Genomic DNA, 20585 nt, shown 5'->3' on the forward strand with positions numbered 1-20585 from the left:
GGTTGTTTTTGTTCATTTAGTTTTGAGGTCTTACGCCCAAGGTATGGCAAAGGGCGTAAGTCATCTCTGCGCGATTGAGAGTGTAAAAGTGAAAATCTTTCACACCTTCACGGCTTAACACTCGAATCATATCTATAGCTTGGCTTGCGCCCACGAGTTGTCTGGTGGTTGGGTCATCATCCAGCCCTTCAAATTGCTTCGCCATCCAACTTGGCACCTTGACGTTGTTTTGCGCCGCAAAACGAGAGGCTTGTTTGAAGTTGGAAACAGGTAAGATGCCAGGTACGATTTCTACGTCTATTCCCGCAGCAACGCAACGATCGCGAAAGCGCAGGTAACTTTCTACATCAAAGAAAAACTGGGTGATCGCACGGTTTGCTCCTGCTTCCACTTTACGTTTAAGATTGAGCAAATCCGCCTGAGCGCTTTTGGCTTCTGGATGAACTTCAGGAAATGCGGCTACCGAGATATCAAAGTCATGGCGCTGCTTGAGCAAAGTAACCAGATCGGAAGCGTACATTTCAGGTTTGCCACCACCAAGAGGAATATCACCGCGAAGGGCCACAATACTTTGAATGCCGTTGGCCCAGTAGTCTTCAGCAATAAGAATAAGCTCTTCTCTGGATGCATCGATACAAGTTAAATGAGGCGCTGCCACTAAGCCAGTTTGCGCTTTGATTTCTTTAATGATGGAATGAGTGCGATCTCGCTCGCCAGAATTAGCGCCATAGGTGACGGACACAAACTTGGGCTTCAAAGTCTTTAACCGATGAACTGAGCTCCATAGTGTTTCTTCCATTTTTTCACTGCTGGGCGGAAAAAACTCAAACGATACATTGATATTGTCGGCAAGTTCAGCAATGTTCTGATTTAGGGCGTCAATGTGGCCAGCGTGTGTATATCCCATCTTACTTTCTCCATGTGGTGTCGCATGACCACAAAAATACAAATTGTTTAAATTTACGTTTAGACGTCTATATGTCTAAATCATGTAATGAATAGGGTTTAAAGTCAACCGTGCCATCATGAATTTTTCTCAAGTTTAATATTAATCGTTTTCAACATGGGGGCTTTACGTTGGGAAATAAAAACGCAGCCAATGGCTGCGTGATAATTTAGAGTAAACTGGCCAGTAAATTGAGGTCAGACTGTATGGCTCCGGCGGTAACCTCTCGACCTGCTCCTGGGCCTCTTATCACCAGAGGGTTATCTTTGTACCATTTACTCTCTATGGCAAAAATGTTGTCGCATGGCAATAAATTGGCCAGCGCATGGTTTTTATCAAGCGCCTCAATGCCGACAGTAGCTGAGCCATCCTTTTCTAGCCGAGCAACATAGCGCAGCACTTTATCTTCACTTTGAGCCTGCTTTAGGCGCTCTGCCATCTGTTCGCTGAGTATTTGCCCTTGGTCGAGGAATGCGTCGAGTGACAAATTGGCGAGCTCTGGTGGTACTAAGCTTTCTACTTTGACTGATTCAGGTTCAAGGTCGAGCTCTGCTTCTCGAGCGAGAATGACCAGTTTTCGCATCACATCTGAACCATCGAGGTCACAGCGAGGATCCGGTTCTGTGAGTCCTTGCTGCCAAGCAAGATCAACTAGTTCTGCAAAGGGCACGCTACCGTCATACTGTTGAAATAGCCAAGAGAGTGTGCCGGAGAATATGCCTGATAATGCGTGAATATCATCGCCGCTTTGGCATAGGTCTCTTACGGTATGGTTAATTGGTAGCCCAGCTCCCACAGTGGCGTTATAGAACCAGTGCCGATTAATCTTGGCAAATGCACTTTGCACTTGGTGGTAGTATTGACTAGACGCTGAGCCAGCCACCTTATTGGCGGAGATTAGGTGCATGCCTTGTTCTGCAATTTCCACATAGCGATTGGCAAGTTGTTGACTGGCGGTGACATCCAGTACTATGACCTCATCATAACCCTGAATAGAACCGAGCTTTTGAACCCACTCATCTCCTTGATATTCTATTGCCTCTTCTTCATAGTGGTCACTCACACTAGTTGGATCAATACCTTTGGGGTAGAACCAATAGTTCTGGCTATCCACTATGGCGACTAACTCAAAGCTTATTCCGTGACGCTTTTCAAGCTTACTTTTTTGTTTGGCGAATAGTTCAAGCCAACTTGAACCTATATTTCCTTTTCCACACAGAGCGATACCTACGCGTTTTTGTGCCTGAAAGAGCTGGCTATGAATAGATTTGACTAAGCCTGAAGTCTGAGTGCTGCGCAATATAGCAACTAGGCTCAAACCTGATTGAGATTCGGCGATGAACTCAACAGGGGCCGACTTTAGCTTCTGATAAAACCCGTAGCAATGGTTGGCATTTTTGGTCACACCAGCCCCAACCGCTGCAACTAAAGAAAAGCCTTCTTTGAGTTTAATCTCAGCTTCGATAGCGGCATCTTGCAGATACTCTAATGCGCCACCAGCAATTTCAGAGGTGTAGGCCAAACGAAGAGTTTGTTGGTCTTCTTGCGCTTCATAGGTGAGAGGCTCAAGCTGAGCGCGTTTTAAACCGCTCAATGCTTCTTGTTTGAGCCTTTCAAAGTCATGCCCGGTTGAAAAATGAAGCTGAATGAGCAGCACTTCATCCAGCGAAGATATGATTTTGGCGCCTCGTCCAGAAGCGAGCACTCGCTCGATGCGAGTTGAACCAGCTTCAGGGTCATAACTGCAGCGAAGGTGAAGATCCATCGAGCTTTGGGCAACAGGTTGTAAAGTGCGACTATGCAGCACTGGGGCAGCTAATCGTGCGAGCTCGTTGGCTTCATCAAGGCGAAGCAAAGGCAGTAGACAGGCATCGGAAACCAAACGAGGGTCTGCGCTATAGACACCGGCTACATCGCTCCATATGGTGACCTTCGAAGCTTCTGCTAAAGCGCCGATGACGGTTGCTGAGTAATCGGAACCATTTCGCCCAAGCAACACAGTATGGCCTTGCTCATCTTGAGCCATAAAACCAGTAATAACAATACGATGTTGGACATGCTGGGCGAGTACCTCTTTGAGCAAAGGGTAGGAGTCGCCTCTGTACACCTCTGGTTGAGTCCCTGCTTGTGCGCGAAGAAATGCTCGAGAGTCTTGAGCAACTGAGGGCATTCCATTTTGATTGAGCAAGCTTGCAAGCAAGCGTGCCGACCATGTTTCTCCATGACCAAGCACTGAAGATCTTTGCGCGGCGCTTAAAGGCGCTATTAGCTCTCCTAGGGTGCTAAATTCATCATTTAGAGCTGAGATAAGCTCGTTTTGTAACTCGCCTTGCAGTAGTTCTGTGACTAACTGGGTTTGAAATTGCCTCAGAGATTGCAGGATTTCGTGGGCAATACGGCCATCTTTGTTTAGAGCATCCAAGAACTCAATCAAGCGATTGGTTGTTTTCCCTGCTGCTGAGACTACGATGAGATCATCTGGGTTGGAGTACTCTTTGAGTATCTTGGCGACTCGGTGATAACACTCAGGATTTGCTAGACTGCTTCCGCCAAATTTATGTAGTTGTCGCGATGGGTTCATTGATGCGACTCCTTGGTTTTATTAAATGCTTGCTCTAGATCGTTAATGAGGTCATCTGCATCTTCCAAGCCAACCGATAAGCGTAAGAGTTGCTGTGATACCCCTGCTTTTTCAAGCGCTTCTTCGCCCATGGCTCTGTGAGTCATAGAGGCTGGGTGACAAATAAGGCTCTCGACACCTCCGAGAGATTCAGCCAAAGAGAACAATTGTAGCTCGCCAACGAAATACTTAAGCTGCTCAAAACTTCCAGAAAATTCAAAGCTGAGCATAGAACCAAACCCTGATTGCTGTTTCTTAGCAATCTCATGGCCTGGGTGCTCTGGTAAGCTAGGATGATAGATTTTTCCAACCAGAGATTGCGATCTCAGATAGGCTAAAATGTGGTTAGCACTGTCTTCATGGACTCTCATTCGAGCTGCAAGAGTTCTGATTCCGCGTAAGGTCATATAGCTATCAAACGGTGTACCTGTCGCGCCAATACAATTACCCCACCAAGCTAAATCTTCACTATCCTTTTGATGTTTTGTAATAATGACACCACCAATCACATCGGAATGACCATTGATGTATTTTGTGGTGGAGTGAATCACGAAATCGGCGCCCAGCTCCAGCGGCTTTTGGAAAATTGGGGTTAAAAAGGTGTTATCTACGGCTACCTTTGCGCCTGCTTGATGCGCTTTCTCACACACCTGTGCAATATCTACGACACGCACCAGTGGATTTGATGGTGTTTCTAAAAGGATGAGCTTGGGTTTTTGTTCAAGGGCTAAATCTAGGGCTTGAGTATCTGATTGATCGACAAAAAGAACATTGAAATCCCCTTTTTGAGCACGAGTGTTGAACAATCGATAGGTTCCACCATAACAATCATGTGGAGCAATGATAAGATCATCTGGCCCAAGAAATGTGGAAACCCATAAATTAAGCGCTGAAGTGCCGCAATTGGTGACTACGGCGCCAGCGCCAGATTCTAATTCAGAGAGAGCCTGCTCTAATAGTCCACGATTAGGGTTGCCTGAACGTGTATAGTCATATTTGGGTACTTCGCCAAAGGCGGGAAAACCAAAGTTTGTCGAGAGATAGATAGGCGGCACGACAGCATGATGCTGAGTATCTGACTCAATGCCTGTACGCACTGCAATTGTGGCTGTTTTACGGCGGCTCATAAGTGTTTCCTTTCGAACAGTAGTGACCTCTTTGGAGATAACACTATACCTTTTCGTGGATGTTAGAGATATGTTATTCCAATCAACTCTTTTTACTTTACCTTGAGTTTTTTTGGACGTCAATATATCTAGACGTCTATATGTCTTTGCTTGTGGCCATAAATCCCGCTAAAATTACCTTTTGTAATTTTATACATAATCAAACATAAAGGTGCGCAATGGCAGATTGGAACGGTGAATACATAAGCCCGTATGCTGAACATGGGAAGAAAAGTGAGCAAGTAAAAAAGATAACAGTATCTATCCCACTGAAAGTATTAAAGGTATTAACCGATGAACGTACCCGTCGTCAAATTAATAACCTGCGCCATGCGACCAATAGTGAGCTGCTTTGTGAGGCTTTCTTACATGCCTATACTGGCCAGCCACTGCCAACGGATGAAGACTTAAGAAAAGATCGCCCTGATGATATTCCAGCTGAAGTGAAAAAATTGATGACTGAGATGGGTATCGCTTTTGAGTCTTATGATGAAGACTAGCCAGAACAAGATACTTGCGTTGCCAATGTTTAGATCAATAAATCACACGATAGGCTAATCGTCATTTCATTATGTCTAGAATAGAAAAAGCCGCTGACTGGGAAGTCAGCGGCTTTTTTCAAAGCTGCATCATCTATTACTGCATATAGTTGTCTGGCATATCGATACGAGCGACGCCTGATTCTACAGCGGCATTAGCGACCGCTTTGGCGACTCTTGGCAACAAGCGAGGATCCATAGGCTTAGGTATTATGTATTCTGGCCCAAACTCAAGTTTATCGACTCCAGCTGCTTTTAATACTTCAGCGGGTACGGCTTCTTTAGCTAGGTCTCGGATAGCCTCTACCGCCGCCAGTTTCATCGCGTCATTAATTTCGCTCGCTCTTACATCTAGAGCGCCGCGGAATATAAATGGGAAACACAACACATTGTTGACTTGGTTCGGGTAATCGCTGCGTCCGGTCCCCATGATGAGGTCGTTACGCACTTGATGAGCAAGCTCTGGTTTGATTTCAGGATCTGGATTAGAACAAGCAAATACAATCGGCTTGTCTGCCATTAACTTAAGCGCTTCAGGTTCAAGCAGGTTTGGTCCAGAAACCCCAAGGAAGAGATCCGCACCTTCAATCACATCTTCTAGAGTGCGTTTATCTGTGTTGTTGGCAAATAGTTGTTTGTATTGGTTGAGGTCATCACGGCGTGTATGAATCACGCCTTTGCGATCCAGCATGTAAATCTTTTCTCGCATAGCGCCGCACTTTATCAAAAGCTCCATACAGGCAACCGCCGCCGCCCCTGCACCCAGACAAACAATGATAGCGTCTTCGAGTTTCTTCCCTTGTAACTCAATGGCGTTAAGCATGCCTGCAGCAGTGACGATAGCGGTTCCATGCTGGTCATCATGGAAAACAGGCACATCACAGCGTTCAATAAGCTGTTTTTCGATTTCGAAGCAGTCGGGAGCTTTGATGTCTTCTAGGTTTATGCCACCAAAGGTATCTGCGATGTTGGCAACAGTATCAACGAACTCTTCAATAGTGCGGTGTTTCACTTCGATATCAATTGAATCTAAACCTGCAAAGCGTTTGAATAATAGCGCTTTCCCTTCCATGACAGGTTTTGAAGCAAGCGGTCCTAAGTTACCAAGGCCTAAAATGGCAGTGCCGTTTGAGATAACAGCAACCATATTGCCTTTTGCTGTGTATTTATAGACATTCTCAGCATTTTGCGCAATTTCACGCACAGGCTCAGCAACACCGGGGCTGTATGCTAGCGATAGGTCAGCGGCGGTTTCTGCTGGTTTTGATAGCTCTACAGAAATTTTGCCTGCTGTTGGGTAGGCGTGGTAATCCAAGGCTTGCTGACGAAATTGCTCTTCAGGAGAAAGTACTTGGTTGTTGTCATCGGACATGGGGGTAGACACTCATTTTAATAATAATTTAGATAGGGAAAAATCATTCTAGATTAAGTCAGTCAAGCTGCAAAGGCGAGAGAGCAAGCTAAATTAACAAATCTGGTTAAATGATAGGAGATAAGACCAGATAGTGAGAGATAGCTCAACTGAATGATTGTATGGAACTGCTAGTGAGCTGGGCTGTGACAGTAAACAAAAAAGGACGCCACAGCGTCCTTTTTACTTCTAAGACAAAATTACTTCTTAGAAGCAAGAGCACCAAAGCGCTTGTTGAAGCGATCAACACGGCCACCAGTATCAACGATACGCTGTTTACCAGTGTAGAATGGGTGACATTTGTCACATACATCTAGGTGGATTGACTCTTTAGTTAGAGTTGAGTTGAACTCAAAAGAGTTACCGCAAGAACAAGTTGCTTTAACTGCTTTGTATTCTGGGTGGATACCAACTTTCATGGAAAACCTCTAAATATAGGCCGTGTCGCTATCCGATTCTATGCCGGACACCACACGTAAGTTAATAAAATTTTACCTTGGACACCGCTTGACCATACAAGCCATATCACTAAGGCGCGACATTCTAATCAATAGCTGATCTATGATCAACCGATTTACGTGTGAAAGTGCTACTTTTTTAACCGTAGACTAGAACCAATTTAATCAAATAGACGGTGTTTCTTTCCCGTCGGGCGGTTTTCACATAGACTAGACTGGTTTTTTTGAGTTGGTGTTAATTCGATATGCGCCCGACGATTGTCCGAGTAGCCTTGCCTGTCCCTATAGATAAGCAGTTTGACTATCAGATCCCTTCTGGTGTAAATCCAGTAGTTGGTGGCAGAGTATCAGTGCCGTTTGGCCCCAAGACAATGGTTGGCTTGGTCACGGAATTGGACGACAAGTCTGATTTCGATTTTGACAAGCTTAAAACGATCAAACAGGTATTGGATACTGAGCCAGTGTGGCACGGTAACCTATACGAACTGCTTGTTTGGTGCGGTCAATTTTATCAGTATCCACTGGGTGAGACCTTATTTAACGCTTTACCTGCTCAGTTACGTAAAGGAAAACCAGCCGCTTTTACCCCATTAATTGAGTGGCATTTAACGTTGGAAGGTCGTGAACAACTCACGCGTGGATTTGGGCGTGCCATTCGACATGCTCAGGTGATGGAAACCCTTTCTTGTGGTCCTACTTTTCATCAAGATTTCATTGATCAGAACATTACTTCCGGCGTTTTACAAAAGTTAGAGCAAAAGGGATGGATTGAATCGGCCGAATGTATACCAAGGTTTAATTTGCCCGATAATGTTGAAGCGCAAGTTGACAAGCCAAAACTCAACCAAGAGCAAGCTATTGCTATTGCTACCGTAAATAATCACCAAGGTTTTGGTTGCTTTTTACTTGAGGGTGTGACGGGCTCTGGTAAAACAGAGGTTTACCTTAATCTTATAAAGCAAGTACTTGAGGCTGGTAAGCAGGCTTTAGTCTTAGTACCAGAAATTGGGTTGACGCCACAAACCATCAAGCGTTTTAGGAAACGTTTCAACCTTCCTGTTGAGGTGATTCACTCAGGCTTAAACGATAGTGAAAAGCTAAACGCATGGTTAAGTGCGAGAGATAAAATTGCGGGAATTGTTATTGGCACTCGCTCCGCTTTGATGACTCCTTTTGCTGATCTTGGCATTATCATCGTTGATGAAGAGCATGATGTTTCCTACAAGCAGCAGGACAGCCTACGCTACCATGCGCGTGATGTTGCTGTTATGCGAGCGAGTAAAGAGAACATTCCCATTGTACTAGGCTCAGCGACTCCAGCTTTGGAAACGTTACACAATGCCTTGTCTGGCAAATACCATCATTTGATACTGTCGACGCGCGCAGGAAAAGCTTTGCCTACGGTCAATAAAGTCATTGATGTTAAAGGTCAGTATTTAGATAGCGGACTTTCTGCCGCTTTGATTGCTGACATGCGAAGACATCTTGAATCAGGCAATCAGGTGATGCTCTTTCTCAATCGCCGAGGCTATTCTCCTGCCTTGATGTGTCATGATTGTGGTTGGATAGCAGAGTGTAAGCGTTGCGATGCTTATTATACCTATCATCAATCGACTGATGAAGTCCGTTGCCACCATTGTGGCTCTCAGCAAGCAACTATCAGGCAATGTCCTAATTGCTGCTCTTCCCAGTTAGTAACAGTAGGTGTTGGGACTGAGCAGCTGGAAAAGCAGTTATTGGCGCTTTTTCCTGACTTTAAAACCATACGTATTGATCGCGATAGCACTCGGCGAAAAGGGAGCTTAGAAGCCGTCTTAGACTCAATCAGCAAAAAGGAGTTTCAGATTCTTATTGGAACTCAAATGCTGGCCAAGGGACATCACTTCCCTGATGTGACTCTTGTCGCTTTACTGGACGTTGATGGTTCTCTTTACAGCAGTGATTTCAGGGCGCCCGAGAGATTGGCTCAATTATTTATTCAAGTCGCGGGTCGGGCAGGGCGTGCCAGTAAACAAGGGGAGGTGGTACTTCAGACTCATCACCCTGAGCATAGCCTATTGCAAACCTTGCTTACCAAAGGCTATCGGTATTTTGCTGAGTTAGCATTGAAAGAGCGAAAAGGTTCACATTTGCCGCCCTATTCGTTTTTAACTTTATTCCGTGCAGAGGCGAATCAAGTCCAGCTGGTTGAAGATTTTTTACGTCAGGTGCGTTTCACTCTCGAAGTACATCCTCTTTTCAAGGAACATTGCCAGATTCTTGGGCCTACTCCAGCGCCGCAAGCTAAAAGGGCAGGTAAGCATCGCTGGCAACTCATGCTACAGACGACAAGTCGTCCCATTATGCAAAAACTACTTTTTGGTGCAAAGCCTGCGATCAATTTGTTACCGAATTCGAAAAAAGTGCGTTGGTCGATTGATATTGAGCCGCAAGATTTAAGCTGATTTCAGCTTTTTCATTTAATTGTGATTCACATCTCGAAGCTAGTCTGATTTTTGTTAATCACCCCGTAATATTCTGCGCTGAAATGAATAAACTATGAATTGATTTTAATAATTTATTTTAATGATACGTGGTAGATAAACGATTTGTCTGGAAGATAGTCGTTTTGATGGAGGGCAGTCCATCACTATCGATTAAGGTAGCGAGGCCGCTACCATGTTTGGAAAATAAAGAGGGTAATAAATTTATGGCGACAATGAAGGATGTTGCTCAGCTGGCTGGCGTTTCAACTGCGACTGTATCGCGTGCGCTAATGAATCCGGAAAAAGTATCTTCAGCCACAAGGAAGCGAGTCGAGGATGCGGTGTTAGAGGCAGGGTATTCACCTAATTCTCTAGCACGTAATTTACGTAGAAATGAATCTAAAACCATCATCGCGATTATTCCTGATATCTGCGATCCTTATTATACCGAGATTATTCGAGGTATTGAGGATGCGGCTGTGGAGCATGGTTATATTGTGTTACTTGGCGACAGTGGGCAGCAGAAAAAACGCGAAAGTTCTTTTGTTAATTTAGTTTTTACCAAGCAAGCCGATGGCATGTTACTGCTTGGTACCGACTTGCCTTTTGATGTGAGTAAACCAGAGCAAAAAAACTTGCCTCCTATGGTAATGGCATGCGAATTTGCCCCTGAACTTGAGCTACCAACCGTACATATCGACAATCTTACTTCGGCTTTTGAAGCGGTAAACTATTTGACTCAAATGGGTCATAAACGTATTGCTCAGGTTTCTGGCCCCGAATCGGCTGTCTTATGTCAGTTCCGCCATCAAGGTTACCAACAAGCACTCCGCCGGGCTGGGATCACAATGAATCCGAACTATTGCATTCAAGGCCGTTTTTCTTTTGAAGATGGTTCTAAGGCAGTCAGACAGCTACTATCTCTTCCTGAGCCGCCGACGGCTATTTTTTGCCATAATGATGCAATGGCGATCGGGGCGATTCAAGAGGCGAAAAAATTAGGTTTGCGTGTTCCTCAAGATTTGTCTGTGGTGGGTTTTGATGATATTCACTTCGCTCAATATTGCGATCCACCATTAACGACGATTTCTCAGCCACGTTATGAGATAGGCCGTCAAGCTATGTTGATGATGTTGGATCTCTTGCGTGGTCACGATGTTCGTGCGGGCTCACGCCTACTTGAAACTCAATTAGTTGTGAGAGACAGTGTCGCACCGCCAAGAAGTTGCTAGAGAGCATGATTACATACACCGCTAGCATTGGTGTTTATTCTAACTGTGTATTCACATTGTCTAAATAATTTATCTTATCAATGGGCGATGCATTTTGATGTGTCGCTTCCATTTCCTCCCTGTCATCGCAGGACAATCTGGATTACCATAGCGATAGAGGTAATAGACATTGATTTATAGCAGTGGCAAATAGAGATTACGTAAAACGCGGTCGCGGTAATAGCGGCAAAAAAACAACGTCCAAAAAATCCCCATCAAGAAAACCATGGCGAAGTGGTCTGCTTGCTGTGCTCTTGGTCGGCATCTTCGGCTATGGGCTTTATACATTGAGTAATGACCCAGAACCGCCCCAACCTGTCGTTAAGCAGGCTAAGCCAAAACCTAAGCCTAAGAAGATTTTACCAGCCCCTCCTGAGGAGAAGTGGGATTACGTTGAATCCTTACCTAATCGGGAAATAGAAGTGACGGCAAAAGAGCAAGTAGTGTCTGAGATCCCTTACATTATGCAGTGTGGGGCTTATACCAACGCAGCGCAGGCTGAAGCTCGTAAATTGGACATAGCGTTCCAAGGCATCAATAGCAAAATACGTAAAAAAGAGGGCAGCAAATGGTACCGAGTTGTTCTTGGCCCATATAAATTAAAAAGAGATGCTGAAAGAGATAAACACAAGCTACAACGAGCGAAAATTGAACCTTGTGCCATTTGGAAAGATTCTCAGTAAATTATTCTTTTGTCATTTATGGCTGTAATTTGTTTTAAAAATATAATCATATGTTTTAAAACGGATAATAGTGAAGTGACCACACATATCGTGCCCAGCAAACAGCTGGTATCGATGTGGTTCAAACTAGACTGAGATTATTTGAGGATACACACTCTTCCCTTGAATTTGTCATTTAGTAACCTCATATACTTTCTAACATTGGAATTAAAATAATGATGAGGTCCACTCGTGACTACTATTGTATCTGTACGCCGAAATAATAAAGTCGTTATCGCAGGTGATGGACAGGTATCGCTGGGTAATACTGTAATGAAAGGAAACGCACGTAAAGTTCGTCGCCTATACAATAATAAAGTGTTGGCTGGTTTTGCTGGCGGTACGGCCGATGCGTTTACTCTCTTTGAGCGTTTTGAGAGCAAACTACAAATGCATCAAGGTCACTTGACCAAAGCCGCAGTTGAGCTTGCCAAAGATTGGCGCAGCGATCGAGCGTTAAGAAAACTGGAAGCTCTATTGGCGGTGGCAGACGAAACCGCTTCGCTTATTATCACAGGTAATGGTGATGTTGTTCAGCCAGAAAACGATTTGATTGCGATTGGTTCAGGCGGAAATTTCGCTCAAGCTGCTGCGACGGCATTATTGGAAAATACTGAGTTGGACGCACGTGAAATTGCAGAGAAGTCGTTAACAATTGCAGGCGACATCTGTGTGTTTACTAACCAGCATCACACTATCGAAGAACTAGAAACTCCAGAAGCTAACGCTGAATAAACAAAGATAGTGGTTATAGAATTTAAGGAATTGGATTATGTCTGAAATGACCCCGCGCGAAATTGTTCACGAACTTAATCGCCATATCATTGGCCAAGACAAGGCTAAACGTTCAGTTGCCATCGCTTTGCGTAATCGCTGGAGAAGAATGCAACTAGAAGAGAGTCTGCGCGTTGAGGTTACTCCCAAGAATATTCTTATGATTGGCCCAACAGGTGTAGGCAAAACGGAAATTGCGCGTCGCCTTGCCAAATTGGCTAACGCGCCTTTCATCAAAGTTGAGGCGACCAAGTTCACAGAGGTTGGTTATGTTGGTAAAGAAGTCGAAACCATCATTCGAGATCTGACCGATGTAGCAATAAAAATGACTCACCAACAAGCAATGGAAAAGGTCAAATTCCGCGCTGAAGAGCAAGCGGAAGAGCGAATTCTTGATGCTCTTTTACCACCAGCACGTGATGCTTGGGGGCAAAATGAGCAAACGGAGGAAAGCTCCAACACTCGTCAGACTTTTCGTAAGAAATTGCGTGAAGGTAAGTTAGACGACAAAGAAATTGAAATTGATGTTGCGGCCCCGCAAATGGGGGTGGAAATTATGGCTCCCCCTGGTATGGAAGAAATGACAAACCAGCTTCAAGGTATGTTCCAAAATTTGGCCGGTGATACTAAGAAAAAGCGCAAGCTAAAAATTAAAGATGCCTTTAAGACGCTGACTGAAGAGGAAGCGGCCAAGCTGGTGAATCAGGAAGAGCTAAAAGAGCAGGCCATTTTTAACGTTGAAAACAATGGCATTGTATTTATTGATGAAATCGACAAAATTTGTAAGCGTGGTGAAAGTTCTGGTCCGGATGTATCTCGTGAAGGCGTTCAAAGAGACTTGCTACCATTAATTGAAGGCAGTACGGTTTCCACTAAACATGGTATGGTGAAGACGGATCATATTTTGTTTGTTGCTTCAGGTGCATTCCAAGTGGCTAAGCCTTCAGATTTAATCCCAGAGCTGCAAGGTCGCTTACCTATCCGTGTTGAGCTTGAAGCGCTCTCTAGTGATGACTTCAAACGTATTCTTACTGAGCCGAAAGCGTCACTAACGGAGCAGTACGTGGCATTGATGAAAACCGAGCAAGTGGACATTGAGTTTGCTCAAGATGGCATCGCTCAAATTGCTGAAGCTGCTTGGACGGTGAATGAAACGACGGAAAATATTGGTGCTCGCCGTTTGCATACCGTGATGGAGCGCTTAATGGATGAAATTTCTTTTGAAGCAACAGATAAAGCTGGTTCAAAGATGACCATTGATGCGCAATACGTAAAAGAAAAGCTAGGCGATACCATAGAAGATGAAGATCTGAGCCGTTTTATCCTCTAGCCTATCTACGCAGCCTTTATTCGCGAGTAAAGCCGATCACAAGATCGGCTTTTTCTTTTCCTGTCTCTTTTGATAAAAGTTGCTCTGACTCTCAGTGCTGCTCTCTGATATTTCTTTATCTATGCACCTATATGGTGAATCGCTATAGTGGATTGATATTCATAGTGTAAGGAAACCGTATGTCGCCTTTAGAATCTCACTACCCACTTGATGATTTTATCGAATTTCCGGCTGAGGAAATGTCTGCTCGCGCTAAGAAAAATTATCAGCAGCTAAAACGTCGCCACTCAATTCGTAAATTTTCAGATCGGCCTGTTGCTAAAGACATTATCGAAAACTGTATACGCGCCGCAGGGACGGCTCCAAGTGGTGCGAATCACCAGCCATGGTATTTTGTTGCCATTAACAGCGGTCAAGTGAAAGGGCAGATTAGACAAGCTGCAGAAGAGTTAGAGCGAACGTTTTATCAAGGACGAGCGGGTCAAGAGTGGCTAGATGCATTAAAACCATTAGGTACTGATGCAGATAAGCCATATTTGGAGAAGGCGCCTTGGCTAATCGCTGTATTTTCGAAGAAAAAAGGTGGGTTGGCTAATGATGGTGAGCAGGCGAACTACTATGTGCATGAATCTGTGGGGATTGCGACTGGCTTCCTGATCCAAGCGTTACATAATGCAGGGCTGGCAACGCTAACCCATACTCCTAAGCCCATGAGCTTTTTGACTGGTATATGCGGTCGCGATCCAAATGTTGATAGACCCTATATGTTAATAGTGACGGGTTATCCAGACAAAGACGCCACCATACCAGAGCACGCATTAAACAAAAAAGTGCTCGAAGACATCGCTACTTTTATTGAATAAGAGTGTCGAGATTAAGTTCCTTCATCTCTGCACCCCTTATGCATGGGGTGCAAGTCTATACGCTGGCTACAGCATTATGATAAATATCACTGCCAAGGCTGAGATTAACCCTGCAAAGGCGTAACAGGCTACTTTACCAGTCAATCCAGCATGGATCTTGAGATCGTGCATACCATGATGAATACGATGCATCGCGTGCCACATGGGCAGAGCCAACGTGGCGATGATAAATAACCCGCCTATCAAGCTGCTACTAAAGTCTTTGACACGTTGATAATCTAATGCCTCTGAATCAATGACTCCCATGGGAATCAAGACTCCCAACACAAGAATGGTTACTGGAGTTACCATAGCAAACCATGTTCCTCCAGCGCCAAACAAGCTCCACCAGATTGGCTCATCGGAGCGTTTAGGAGCAGTATTTACTGAAAAATTCGGCTTCATAGTCATGGCTCCTTAGATCACAACAAGTACAATTAGGGAAATAAATATCGCGGCTGTCCACTGAGCCATTATGATAAGCTTTTTGTCGATGAGCTTATCTTTGAGCCGAATAGGCACCACTTGAGGCATCATGCTAAAGAAGGTTTGTGCATGGAAAAGGCTGCCGATTAACGCAACGATATTAATCAAAATAACAATAGGATTAGCCATAAACTCAAGCCACGCTTGCCATGCTTCAGGGCCTTTCACCAGCGAGCCTAAGCCAATCAGCAGACAAATAGTAAATAACACTAAGGGCAAAACGGTTGCTTCTCTCAACATATAGAAGCGGTAGAAGGGATGACTTTTCCACCAAGTTGGGGTCATTTCTCGGACATAAGGTTTTCGATTACTCATCCTCAGGCCTCCTTCGCTGTTAACTTGCCATCGGGTTTAAGCATTGCAATAACAAAATCCATCGATGATTCGACCTTGCCTTGGTTGACTGCGGCCGCAGGATCGACGTTTTTGGGGCATACCTCAGAGCAATAACCGACAAAGGTACACCCCCAAGCTCCGTTAGCACCATTAATCATCGCCATACGCTGCTCTTTACCATTGTCTCGGCTATCTAGGTTATAGCGATGGGCTAAAGTGAGCGCAGCAGGTCCGATAAACTCTGGGTTGAGGCCAAATTGAGGGCAGGCCGCATAACATAATCCGCAGTTAATGCATCCGGCAAACTGTTTATATTTGGCCATTTGCTCTGGGGTTTGTCTGTTGGTTCCGTCTTCAGGCTTACGGTCATTGCCAATGATATACGGTTTTATTGCTTCGAGTCGTTCGATAAAAGGCGTCATATCGACGATCAAATCTTTTTCAATTGGGAAGTTAGCCAATGGTTCAATTTTGATGCCGTCTGGGTAGTCACGCAAAAAGCTTTTACATGCCAGCTTTGGCACTCCGTTAACCATGATGCCACAAGAGCCGCATATCGCCATTCGGCATGACCATCGATAGGAGAGGTTTTTGTCCAAATTATCTTTGATGTAACCGAGCGCATCTAAGGTAGACATGGTGTTATCAAAGGGAACATCAAAGCTTTGCCAGTGTGGCTTTGTGTCTTGCTCAGGATCGTATCGCAAAATCTCTACTTTTTGGATTCGATTTTCAGACATTAGACGCCCTCCTGTACTGATTTTTCATTTTCTTGTGCTGCCGCTTTTTCGGCTGCTTCGCCATACAGACGAGCTTTGGGTTGTGATTTGGTAATAGTGACGTCACTGTAATCAATGCGAGGCTCTGAGTTTTGGCGGTAAAAAGCGAGTGAGTGCTTTAAAAAATGGATGTCATCTCTTTCAGTGCATCCATCATCGAGGCGCTGGTGGGCGCCTCTCGACTCTTTGCGTAATATGGCTGAATGCACCATGGCTTCAGCTACCTCTAAGCCATAGCCAACTTCAATTGCATACAGCAGGTCGGTATTAAATACTTTTCCTTTGTCTTTTATACTCACACGTTTGAAGCGCTCTTTGAGCTCGGCAATCTTATCTATGGTTACTTGCATCAAATCATGTTGACGGTAAATGCCGCAGCCTGCTTCCATAGCATGGCCCATTTCATTGCGTATTTCGGCCCAGTTCTCATCACCTTCTTGATTGATTAAGTCGGTGAGGCGCTTTTCAATAGATTGAACTTGTTCAGATATAGATGCTTGGTTCCAATCTTTGAAATTGGTCGCATGTTTGGCTGCTTGCTCACCAGCAACTCGGCCAAATACGACGAACTCAGCCAATGAGTTAGAGCCGAGACGATTTGCGCCATGAAGCCCTACTGATGCACATTCACCAACAGCAAATAAGCCTTTAATCCGAGTTTCGCAGTTTGGGTTTGTCTCGATTCCACCCATAGTGTAATGGACGGTTGGACGGATAGGTATTGGCTCTTTTGCTGGGTCAACATTGACATAAGCTTTAGCGAGCTCACAGATAAAAGGTAATCGCTCTTGCAGGTAATCTTCGCCCAAGTGGCGCAGATCTAAGTGGACGACGTCTCCAAGAGAGTGCTTGATGGTGTTGCCTTTTTGCTGCTCATGCCAAAAGGCTTGTGAAACCTTGTCGCGAGGACCCAGCTCCATGTATTTGTTTTTGGGCTGGCCAACAGGCGTTTCAGGCCCCATGCCATAGTCTTGCAGATATCGATAACCATCTTTATTGACTATAATCCCTCCTTCACCACGACAACCCTCAGTCATTAAAATACCTGTACCAGGTAAGCCTGTTGGGTGGTATTGGACAAACTCCATATCTCGCAATGGCACACCGTGGCGGTAAGCCATCGCCATACCATCCCCAGTCACAATACCGCCGTTAGTATTGCAGTGGTAAACACGGCCAGCTCCGCCTGTGGCTAATACAACAGATTTGGCTTTGATGGTGATGAGTTCACCTTCTGACATCTGAATGGCAACCAATCCTTGTATTTCATCTTGATCGACAAGCAGATCGACAACAAAGTACTCATCTAACCTTCTAATATTTTTGTACTTAATTGAGGTTTGAAATAGGGTGTGCAGCATATGAAAGCCAGTTTTATCGGCCGCAAACCAAGTTCGTTCGACTTTCATGCCGCCAAAGCGTCTTACGTTGACTTCACCGTCTGCTTTACGACTCCAAGGGCAGCCCCATTGCTCCATTTGGATCATTTCGCGAGTTGCATTTTCTACAAAATATTCAACGACATCCTGTTCACATAACCAATCTCCGCCTCCTACGGTATCGTTGAAGTGGTTATCTAAGCTGTCTTCATCCTTGATAACTGCTGCTGAGCCACCCTCTGCCGCCACTGTATGTGAGCGCATAGGGTAAACCTTAGAAATCAGTGCAATGTCTAAGTCTGGGTTTGCTTCAGCGGCTGCAATGGCAGTACGAAGACCGGCGCCGCCTGCACCAATGACTGCGATATCTGTGGTGATGATTTTCACAGTTACCCTCCGGTAGGAATCGGCGGAGTGAACCGCCTGTTATTGTCAATAGAGAAAACCTTAAAAAGGCTAGGGTTAGTGTAAAAGACAGGCATAAAGCAAATATTGATGTATTTAGGTTTTTGCTTCAGTAGTCAGGAGGTTTGAGTGAAAAATGCGCGTAATGTGAGGGCTGTCACGGCATACCTTTACTTCACTTGTCGATCCCCAAGATACGCTAAAGTTGACTAGAAAAAGCTAAGGCTAACCTTTTCCTTGTCGGCGAGATAAATTACGTGTTGATTGGTTAGTCATCAAAACTCGCTTACAAGTGGCTTAAACTTGCAAATTCAAGCAAAGATGATAGTTTCCCATCTCACTTTATACACATGAGTAGTCAGACATGCACACACCTTGGCAACCTGCGGCGTCGCTTGAGCTGCTTAAATTGAGGGCCAAATTATTTGGTCAGATACGTCAGTTTTTTGCTGATCGTGCAGTATTGGAAGTGGATACCCCAGCCTTAAGTCATGCCACAGTAACAGATAGGCATTTGCATACTTTCAAAACTGAATTTGTTGGTCCCAATTATGCCAATGGGCAAGCTTTGTATTTGATGACTAGTCCAGAATTTCACATGAAGCGCCTATTGGCCTCTGGAAGCGGATGTATCTATCAGATTTGTAAAGCGTTTAGGAATGAAGAAAGCGGGCGTTACCACAACCCTGAGTTTGCTATGTTGGAGTGGTATCGGGTTGGCTTTGACCATCATCAGTTAATGGATGAAATGGATGAGTTACTTAAAGCGACTCTCAAAGTAAAATCAACCTATCGCATGACATACCAACAGGCTTTTCTAAACCAATTAGGAGTATGTCCTTTAGAAGCTTCGATGACTGAGTTAAAAGAAAGAGCGTATGCTCTTGGGCTTGGTGATATAGCAAAAGATGAGACTGACCGAGATACGCTACTTCAACTGCTCTTTACTCTTGGTATTGAATCTCAGATTGGTCAGGAACAGCCAGTGTTTATCTATAACTTTCCTGCATCACAAGCGGCGTTGGCTAAAATTAGCCCGCAAGACCCTAGAGTTTCTGAGCGATTTGAGGTCTATTTTAAAGGGGTAGAACTGGCGAATGGTTTTCATGAATTAGATAGTGCTGCTGAACAGCTAAAGCGCTTTGAAGATGATAATCTTATGCGACAATCTTTAGGCTTACCCGAACAACCGATTGACTATCGATTACTTGAAGCATTAGAGGCTGGTTTGCCTCAGTGCGCAGGTGTAGCTTTGGGCATAGACAGGTTAATGATGTTGGCAAACCAAGCCGATCACATTGAGCAAGTATTGGCTTTTCCTTTCGAAAGAGCGTGATTCTAAAGCTTATGTCTCGCTAAGCGAGGACATCCTCGTTATACTGCCACTCTAAATTTACATTTCAGAGCCGCTGTCGATTAGCGGCTCTAGTATCGAAGAGCGCAGGACATGCAAGAGTACATCGCATTTTTTCAAGAAAATATGATCCTTTCTTTGGTTTGGGTAGGCATATTGATTGCCCTTATCATGAATATAGTGAAATCAAGCACAGCAGCTTATAAAGAAATTACCGCCTCACAGACCACATATTTGATGAATCGAGAGCAAGGCGTTGTGGTTGATATTCGCAGTAAAGAAGACTTCCGAAAGGGGCATATTACGGACGCAGTTCACATTTTACCTTCCGACATTAAAGCTGGTAACTTGGGTAAACTTGAAAATCAGAAATCTAACCCAATTATCGTGGTATGCCAGACAGGCCAATCATCGCAAGAAAGTGCGAATCTTCTTGCAAAAGGTGGATTTGAAAATGTCAGTCTACTTAAGAATGGCCTTATTGCTTGGAATGAAGCAAACCTCCCCTTGGTGAAAGGCAAAAAATAATTTTCAATAGTTTTAGACGTTGCTTGATATCGTAGCGTTTGTTTAAGAGGCGTGAGCTCATAATTATCACTGAGTTCGTGAGTAAACCTCTCTGTAAGTCTAAAGTAGACAACTCGATTACAAAGGATTTTAAAATGGCTGAAGCAGCACCACAACAAGAAGCTCAAAACTTCGCAATTCAACGTATCTTTCTAAAAGATGTGTCTTTTGAAGCGCCTAACTCTCCAGGTATGTTTCAAAAAGATTGGCAGCCAGATGTAAAGCTTGACCTAGATACTCAAAGCCGTGAGCTTGGTGAGGGGGTGTACGAAGTGGTACTTCGCTTGACGGTGACAGTTAAAAATGCTGAAGAAACGGCATTTTTGTGTGAAGTTCAGCAGGGTGGTATCTTCACAGCAGAAAAAATGGAGTCAGGTCAGCTTGCTCACTGTTTAGGTGCGTTCTGCCCGAATATCCTTTTCCCATATGCGCGCGAAACTATTTCAAGCCTAGTGGTTAAAGGTACTTTCCCGCAGCTAAACCTTGCGCCTGTTAACTTTGACGCCTTGTTCATGAACTACTTGCAGCAGCAAGCTCAAGAAGAAGGTAAAGCGGAAGCTTAATCATCAAAAACGGTGACAGGGACAAAAAGCCCTAACGTTGAATTAAATGCACAGAGCAATCATGTCGATATGCACTGTGCATTTTTCATTTGCGACGTACAATATTGCTTAG

The 20585-nt window shown here is 44.5% G+C and carries 19 protein-coding genes; 10 read left to right on the forward strand and 9 right to left on the reverse strand.

Annotated elements, in window-relative coordinates:
- Positions 1–16 precede the first annotated feature (16 nt).
- The 3 genes from metF to MHN79_RS09420 form a co-directional block, all read right to left on the reverse strand.
- Positions 17–907, reverse strand: coding sequence for a methylenetetrahydrofolate reductase (metF, locus tag MHN79_RS09410; RefSeq protein ID WP_239172680.1), 891 nt, complete (start codon positions 905–907; stop codon positions 17–19).
- A 208-nt stretch (positions 908–1115) separates the two neighbouring features.
- Positions 1116–3527, reverse strand: coding sequence for a bifunctional aspartate kinase/homoserine dehydrogenase II (locus MHN79_RS09415; RefSeq protein ID WP_239172681.1), 2412 nt, complete (start codon positions 3525–3527; stop codon positions 1116–1118).
- Positions 3524–4693, reverse strand: coding sequence for an O-succinylhomoserine (thiol)-lyase (locus MHN79_RS09420; protein ID WP_239172682.1), 1170 nt, complete (start codon positions 4691–4693; stop codon positions 3524–3526). The genes MHN79_RS09415 and MHN79_RS09420 overlap by 4 nt, the downstream gene beginning before the upstream one ends.
- 218 nt (positions 4694–4911) lie before the next feature.
- On the opposite strand from MHN79_RS09420, the gene metJ reads away from it, so the two are divergent.
- Positions 4912–5232, forward strand: a complete 321-nt coding sequence (gene metJ / locus MHN79_RS09425; RefSeq protein ID WP_152429345.1) for a met regulon transcriptional regulator MetJ — start codon at positions 4912–4914, stop codon at positions 5230–5232.
- Positions 5233–5368: 136 nt separating this feature from the next.
- On the opposite strand, the gene MHN79_RS09430 is transcribed toward metJ, so the two are convergent.
- Both MHN79_RS09430 and rpmE read right to left on the reverse strand, forming a co-directional pair.
- Complete coding sequence (locus MHN79_RS09430; RefSeq protein WP_239172683.1) at positions 5369–6643, reverse strand: malic enzyme-like NAD(P)-binding protein; 1275 nt, start codon at positions 6641–6643, stop codon at positions 5369–5371.
- 239 nt (positions 6644–6882) lie between these two features.
- A complete protein-coding gene (gene rpmE, locus MHN79_RS09435; protein ID WP_114785970.1) occupies positions 6883–7101 on the reverse strand; it encodes a 50S ribosomal protein L31 in 219 nt (72 codons plus the stop codon).
- A 284-nt stretch (positions 7102–7385) separates the two neighbouring features.
- Between rpmE and priA the strand changes: the two genes are divergently transcribed.
- The 6 genes from priA (at position 7386) to MHN79_RS09465 (ending at position 14565) form a co-directional block, all read left to right on the forward strand.
- Complete coding sequence (gene priA, locus MHN79_RS09440) at positions 7386–9584, forward strand: primosomal protein N' (protein WP_239172684.1); 2199 nt, start codon at positions 7386–7388, stop codon at positions 9582–9584.
- A gap of 245 nt (positions 9585–9829) precedes the next feature.
- Positions 9830–10837, forward strand: coding sequence for a DNA-binding transcriptional regulator CytR (cytR, locus tag MHN79_RS09445; RefSeq protein ID WP_160931551.1), 1008 nt, complete (start codon positions 9830–9832; stop codon positions 10835–10837).
- A gap of 182 nt (positions 10838–11019) precedes the next feature.
- Positions 11020–11559: an SPOR domain-containing protein gene (locus tag MHN79_RS09450; protein ID WP_160931549.1), complete on the forward strand. Its 540-nt coding sequence runs from the start codon at positions 11020–11022 to the stop codon at positions 11557–11559.
- 231 nt (positions 11560–11790) lie between these two features.
- Entirely contained in the window at positions 11791–12333 is a 543-nt protein-coding gene (gene hslV, locus MHN79_RS09455; protein ID WP_160931547.1) for an ATP-dependent protease subunit HslV, read from the forward strand.
- Between the two features lie 37 nt (positions 12334–12370).
- The gene (hslU, locus tag MHN79_RS09460; RefSeq protein ID WP_239172685.1) at positions 12371–13702 is read left to right on the forward strand and encodes an HslU--HslV peptidase ATPase subunit; all 1332 of its coding nucleotides are present in this window, start codon (positions 12371–12373) and stop codon (positions 13700–13702) included.
- A gap of 179 nt (positions 13703–13881) precedes the next feature.
- Positions 13882–14565 carry a nitroreductase family protein gene (locus MHN79_RS09465; protein WP_239172686.1) on the forward strand — a complete coding sequence of 228 codons (684 nt, stop codon included), beginning with the start codon at positions 13882–13884 and terminating at the stop codon, positions 14563–14565.
- 66 nt (positions 14566–14631) lie between these two features.
- Here MHN79_RS09465 and frdD read toward each other — a convergent pair whose 3' ends face one another.
- From frdD to frdA, 4 genes are read right to left on the reverse strand one after another with little or no spacing between them, the layout of a single operon-like run.
- Complete coding sequence (gene frdD, locus MHN79_RS09470; protein WP_239172687.1) at positions 14632–15009, reverse strand: fumarate reductase subunit FrdD; 378 nt, start codon at positions 15007–15009, stop codon at positions 14632–14634.
- A gap of 12 nt (positions 15010–15021) precedes the next feature.
- Positions 15022–15405 (reverse strand): fumarate reductase subunit FrdC, encoded by a 384-nt coding sequence (frdC, locus tag MHN79_RS09475; RefSeq protein WP_239172688.1) that lies wholly within the window; start codon positions 15403–15405, stop codon positions 15022–15024.
- Positions 15406–15407: 2 nt separating this feature from the next.
- Positions 15408–16166 carry a succinate dehydrogenase/fumarate reductase iron-sulfur subunit gene (locus MHN79_RS09480; RefSeq protein ID WP_239172689.1) on the reverse strand — a complete coding sequence of 253 codons (759 nt, stop codon included), beginning with the start codon at positions 16164–16166 and terminating at the stop codon, positions 15408–15410.
- The gene (gene frdA / locus MHN79_RS09485; RefSeq protein WP_239172690.1) at positions 16166–17971 is read right to left on the reverse strand and encodes a fumarate reductase (quinol) flavoprotein subunit; all 1806 of its coding nucleotides are present in this window, start codon (positions 17969–17971) and stop codon (positions 16166–16168) included. The genes MHN79_RS09480 and frdA overlap by 1 nt, the downstream gene beginning before the upstream one ends.
- Positions 17972–18353: 382 nt before the next feature.
- Between frdA and epmA the strand changes: the two genes are divergently transcribed.
- From epmA to secB, 3 genes are all read left to right on the forward strand, one after another.
- On the forward strand, positions 18354–19325 hold the full coding sequence (gene epmA, locus MHN79_RS09490) for an elongation factor P--(R)-beta-lysine ligase (RefSeq protein ID WP_239172691.1): 972 nt from the start codon (positions 18354–18356) through the stop codon (positions 19323–19325).
- Positions 19326–19436: 111 nt separating this feature from the next.
- Positions 19437–19871 (forward strand): rhodanese-like domain-containing protein, encoded by a 435-nt coding sequence (locus MHN79_RS09495; RefSeq protein ID WP_160931531.1) that lies wholly within the window; start codon positions 19437–19439, stop codon positions 19869–19871.
- Between the two features lie 134 nt (positions 19872–20005).
- A complete protein-coding gene (gene secB, locus MHN79_RS09500; RefSeq protein WP_114785983.1) occupies positions 20006–20473 on the forward strand; it encodes a protein-export chaperone SecB in 468 nt (155 codons plus the stop codon).
- Positions 20474–20585: the final 112 nt, after the last annotated feature.

Source organism: Vibrio sp. Of14-4 (genome assembly GCF_022347625.1).
Taxonomy (GTDB): domain Bacteria; phylum Pseudomonadota; class Gammaproteobacteria; order Enterobacterales; family Vibrionaceae; genus Vibrio; species Vibrio pristinus.

Coding starts and splice junctions, on each gene's coding strand:
- metF (WP_239172680.1), bottom strand. CDS start 907: ATGGGATATACACACGCTGGCCACATTGACGCCCTAAATCAGAACATT.
- MHN79_RS09415 (WP_239172681.1), bottom strand. CDS start 3,527: ATGAACCCATCGCGACAACTACATAAATTTGGCGGAAGCAGTCTAGCA.
- MHN79_RS09420 (WP_239172682.1), bottom strand. CDS start 4,693: ATGAGCCGCCGTAAAACAGCCACAATTGCAGTGCGTACAGGCATTGAG.
- metJ (WP_152429345.1), top strand. CDS start 4,912: ATGGCAGATTGGAACGGTGAATACATAAGCCCGTATGCTGAACATGGG.
- MHN79_RS09430 (WP_239172683.1), bottom strand. CDS start 6,643: ATGTCCGATGACAACAACCAAGTACTTTCTCCTGAAGAGCAATTTCGT.
- rpmE (WP_114785970.1), bottom strand. CDS start 7,101: ATGAAAGTTGGTATCCACCCAGAATACAAAGCAGTTAAAGCAACTTGT.
- priA (WP_239172684.1), top strand. CDS start 7,386: ATGCGCCCGACGATTGTCCGAGTAGCCTTGCCTGTCCCTATAGATAAG.
- cytR (WP_160931551.1), top strand. CDS start 9,830: ATGGCGACAATGAAGGATGTTGCTCAGCTGGCTGGCGTTTCAACTGCG.
- hslU (WP_239172685.1), top strand. CDS start 12,371: ATGTCTGAAATGACCCCGCGCGAAATTGTTCACGAACTTAATCGCCAT.
- MHN79_RS09465 (WP_239172686.1), top strand. CDS start 13,882: ATGTCGCCTTTAGAATCTCACTACCCACTTGATGATTTTATCGAATTT.
- frdD (WP_239172687.1), bottom strand. CDS start 15,009: ATGAAGCCGAATTTTTCAGTAAATACTGCTCCTAAACGCTCCGATGAG.
- frdC (WP_239172688.1), bottom strand. CDS start 15,405: ATGAGTAATCGAAAACCTTATGTCCGAGAAATGACCCCAACTTGGTGG.
- MHN79_RS09480 (WP_239172689.1), bottom strand. CDS start 16,166: ATGTCTGAAAATCGAATCCAAAAAGTAGAGATTTTGCGATACGATCCT.
- epmA (WP_239172691.1), top strand. CDS start 18,354: ATGCACACACCTTGGCAACCTGCGGCGTCGCTTGAGCTGCTTAAATTG.
- MHN79_RS09495 (WP_160931531.1), top strand. CDS start 19,437: ATGCAAGAGTACATCGCATTTTTTCAAGAAAATATGATCCTTTCTTTG.
- secB (WP_114785983.1), top strand. CDS start 20,006: ATGGCTGAAGCAGCACCACAACAAGAAGCTCAAAACTTCGCAATTCAA.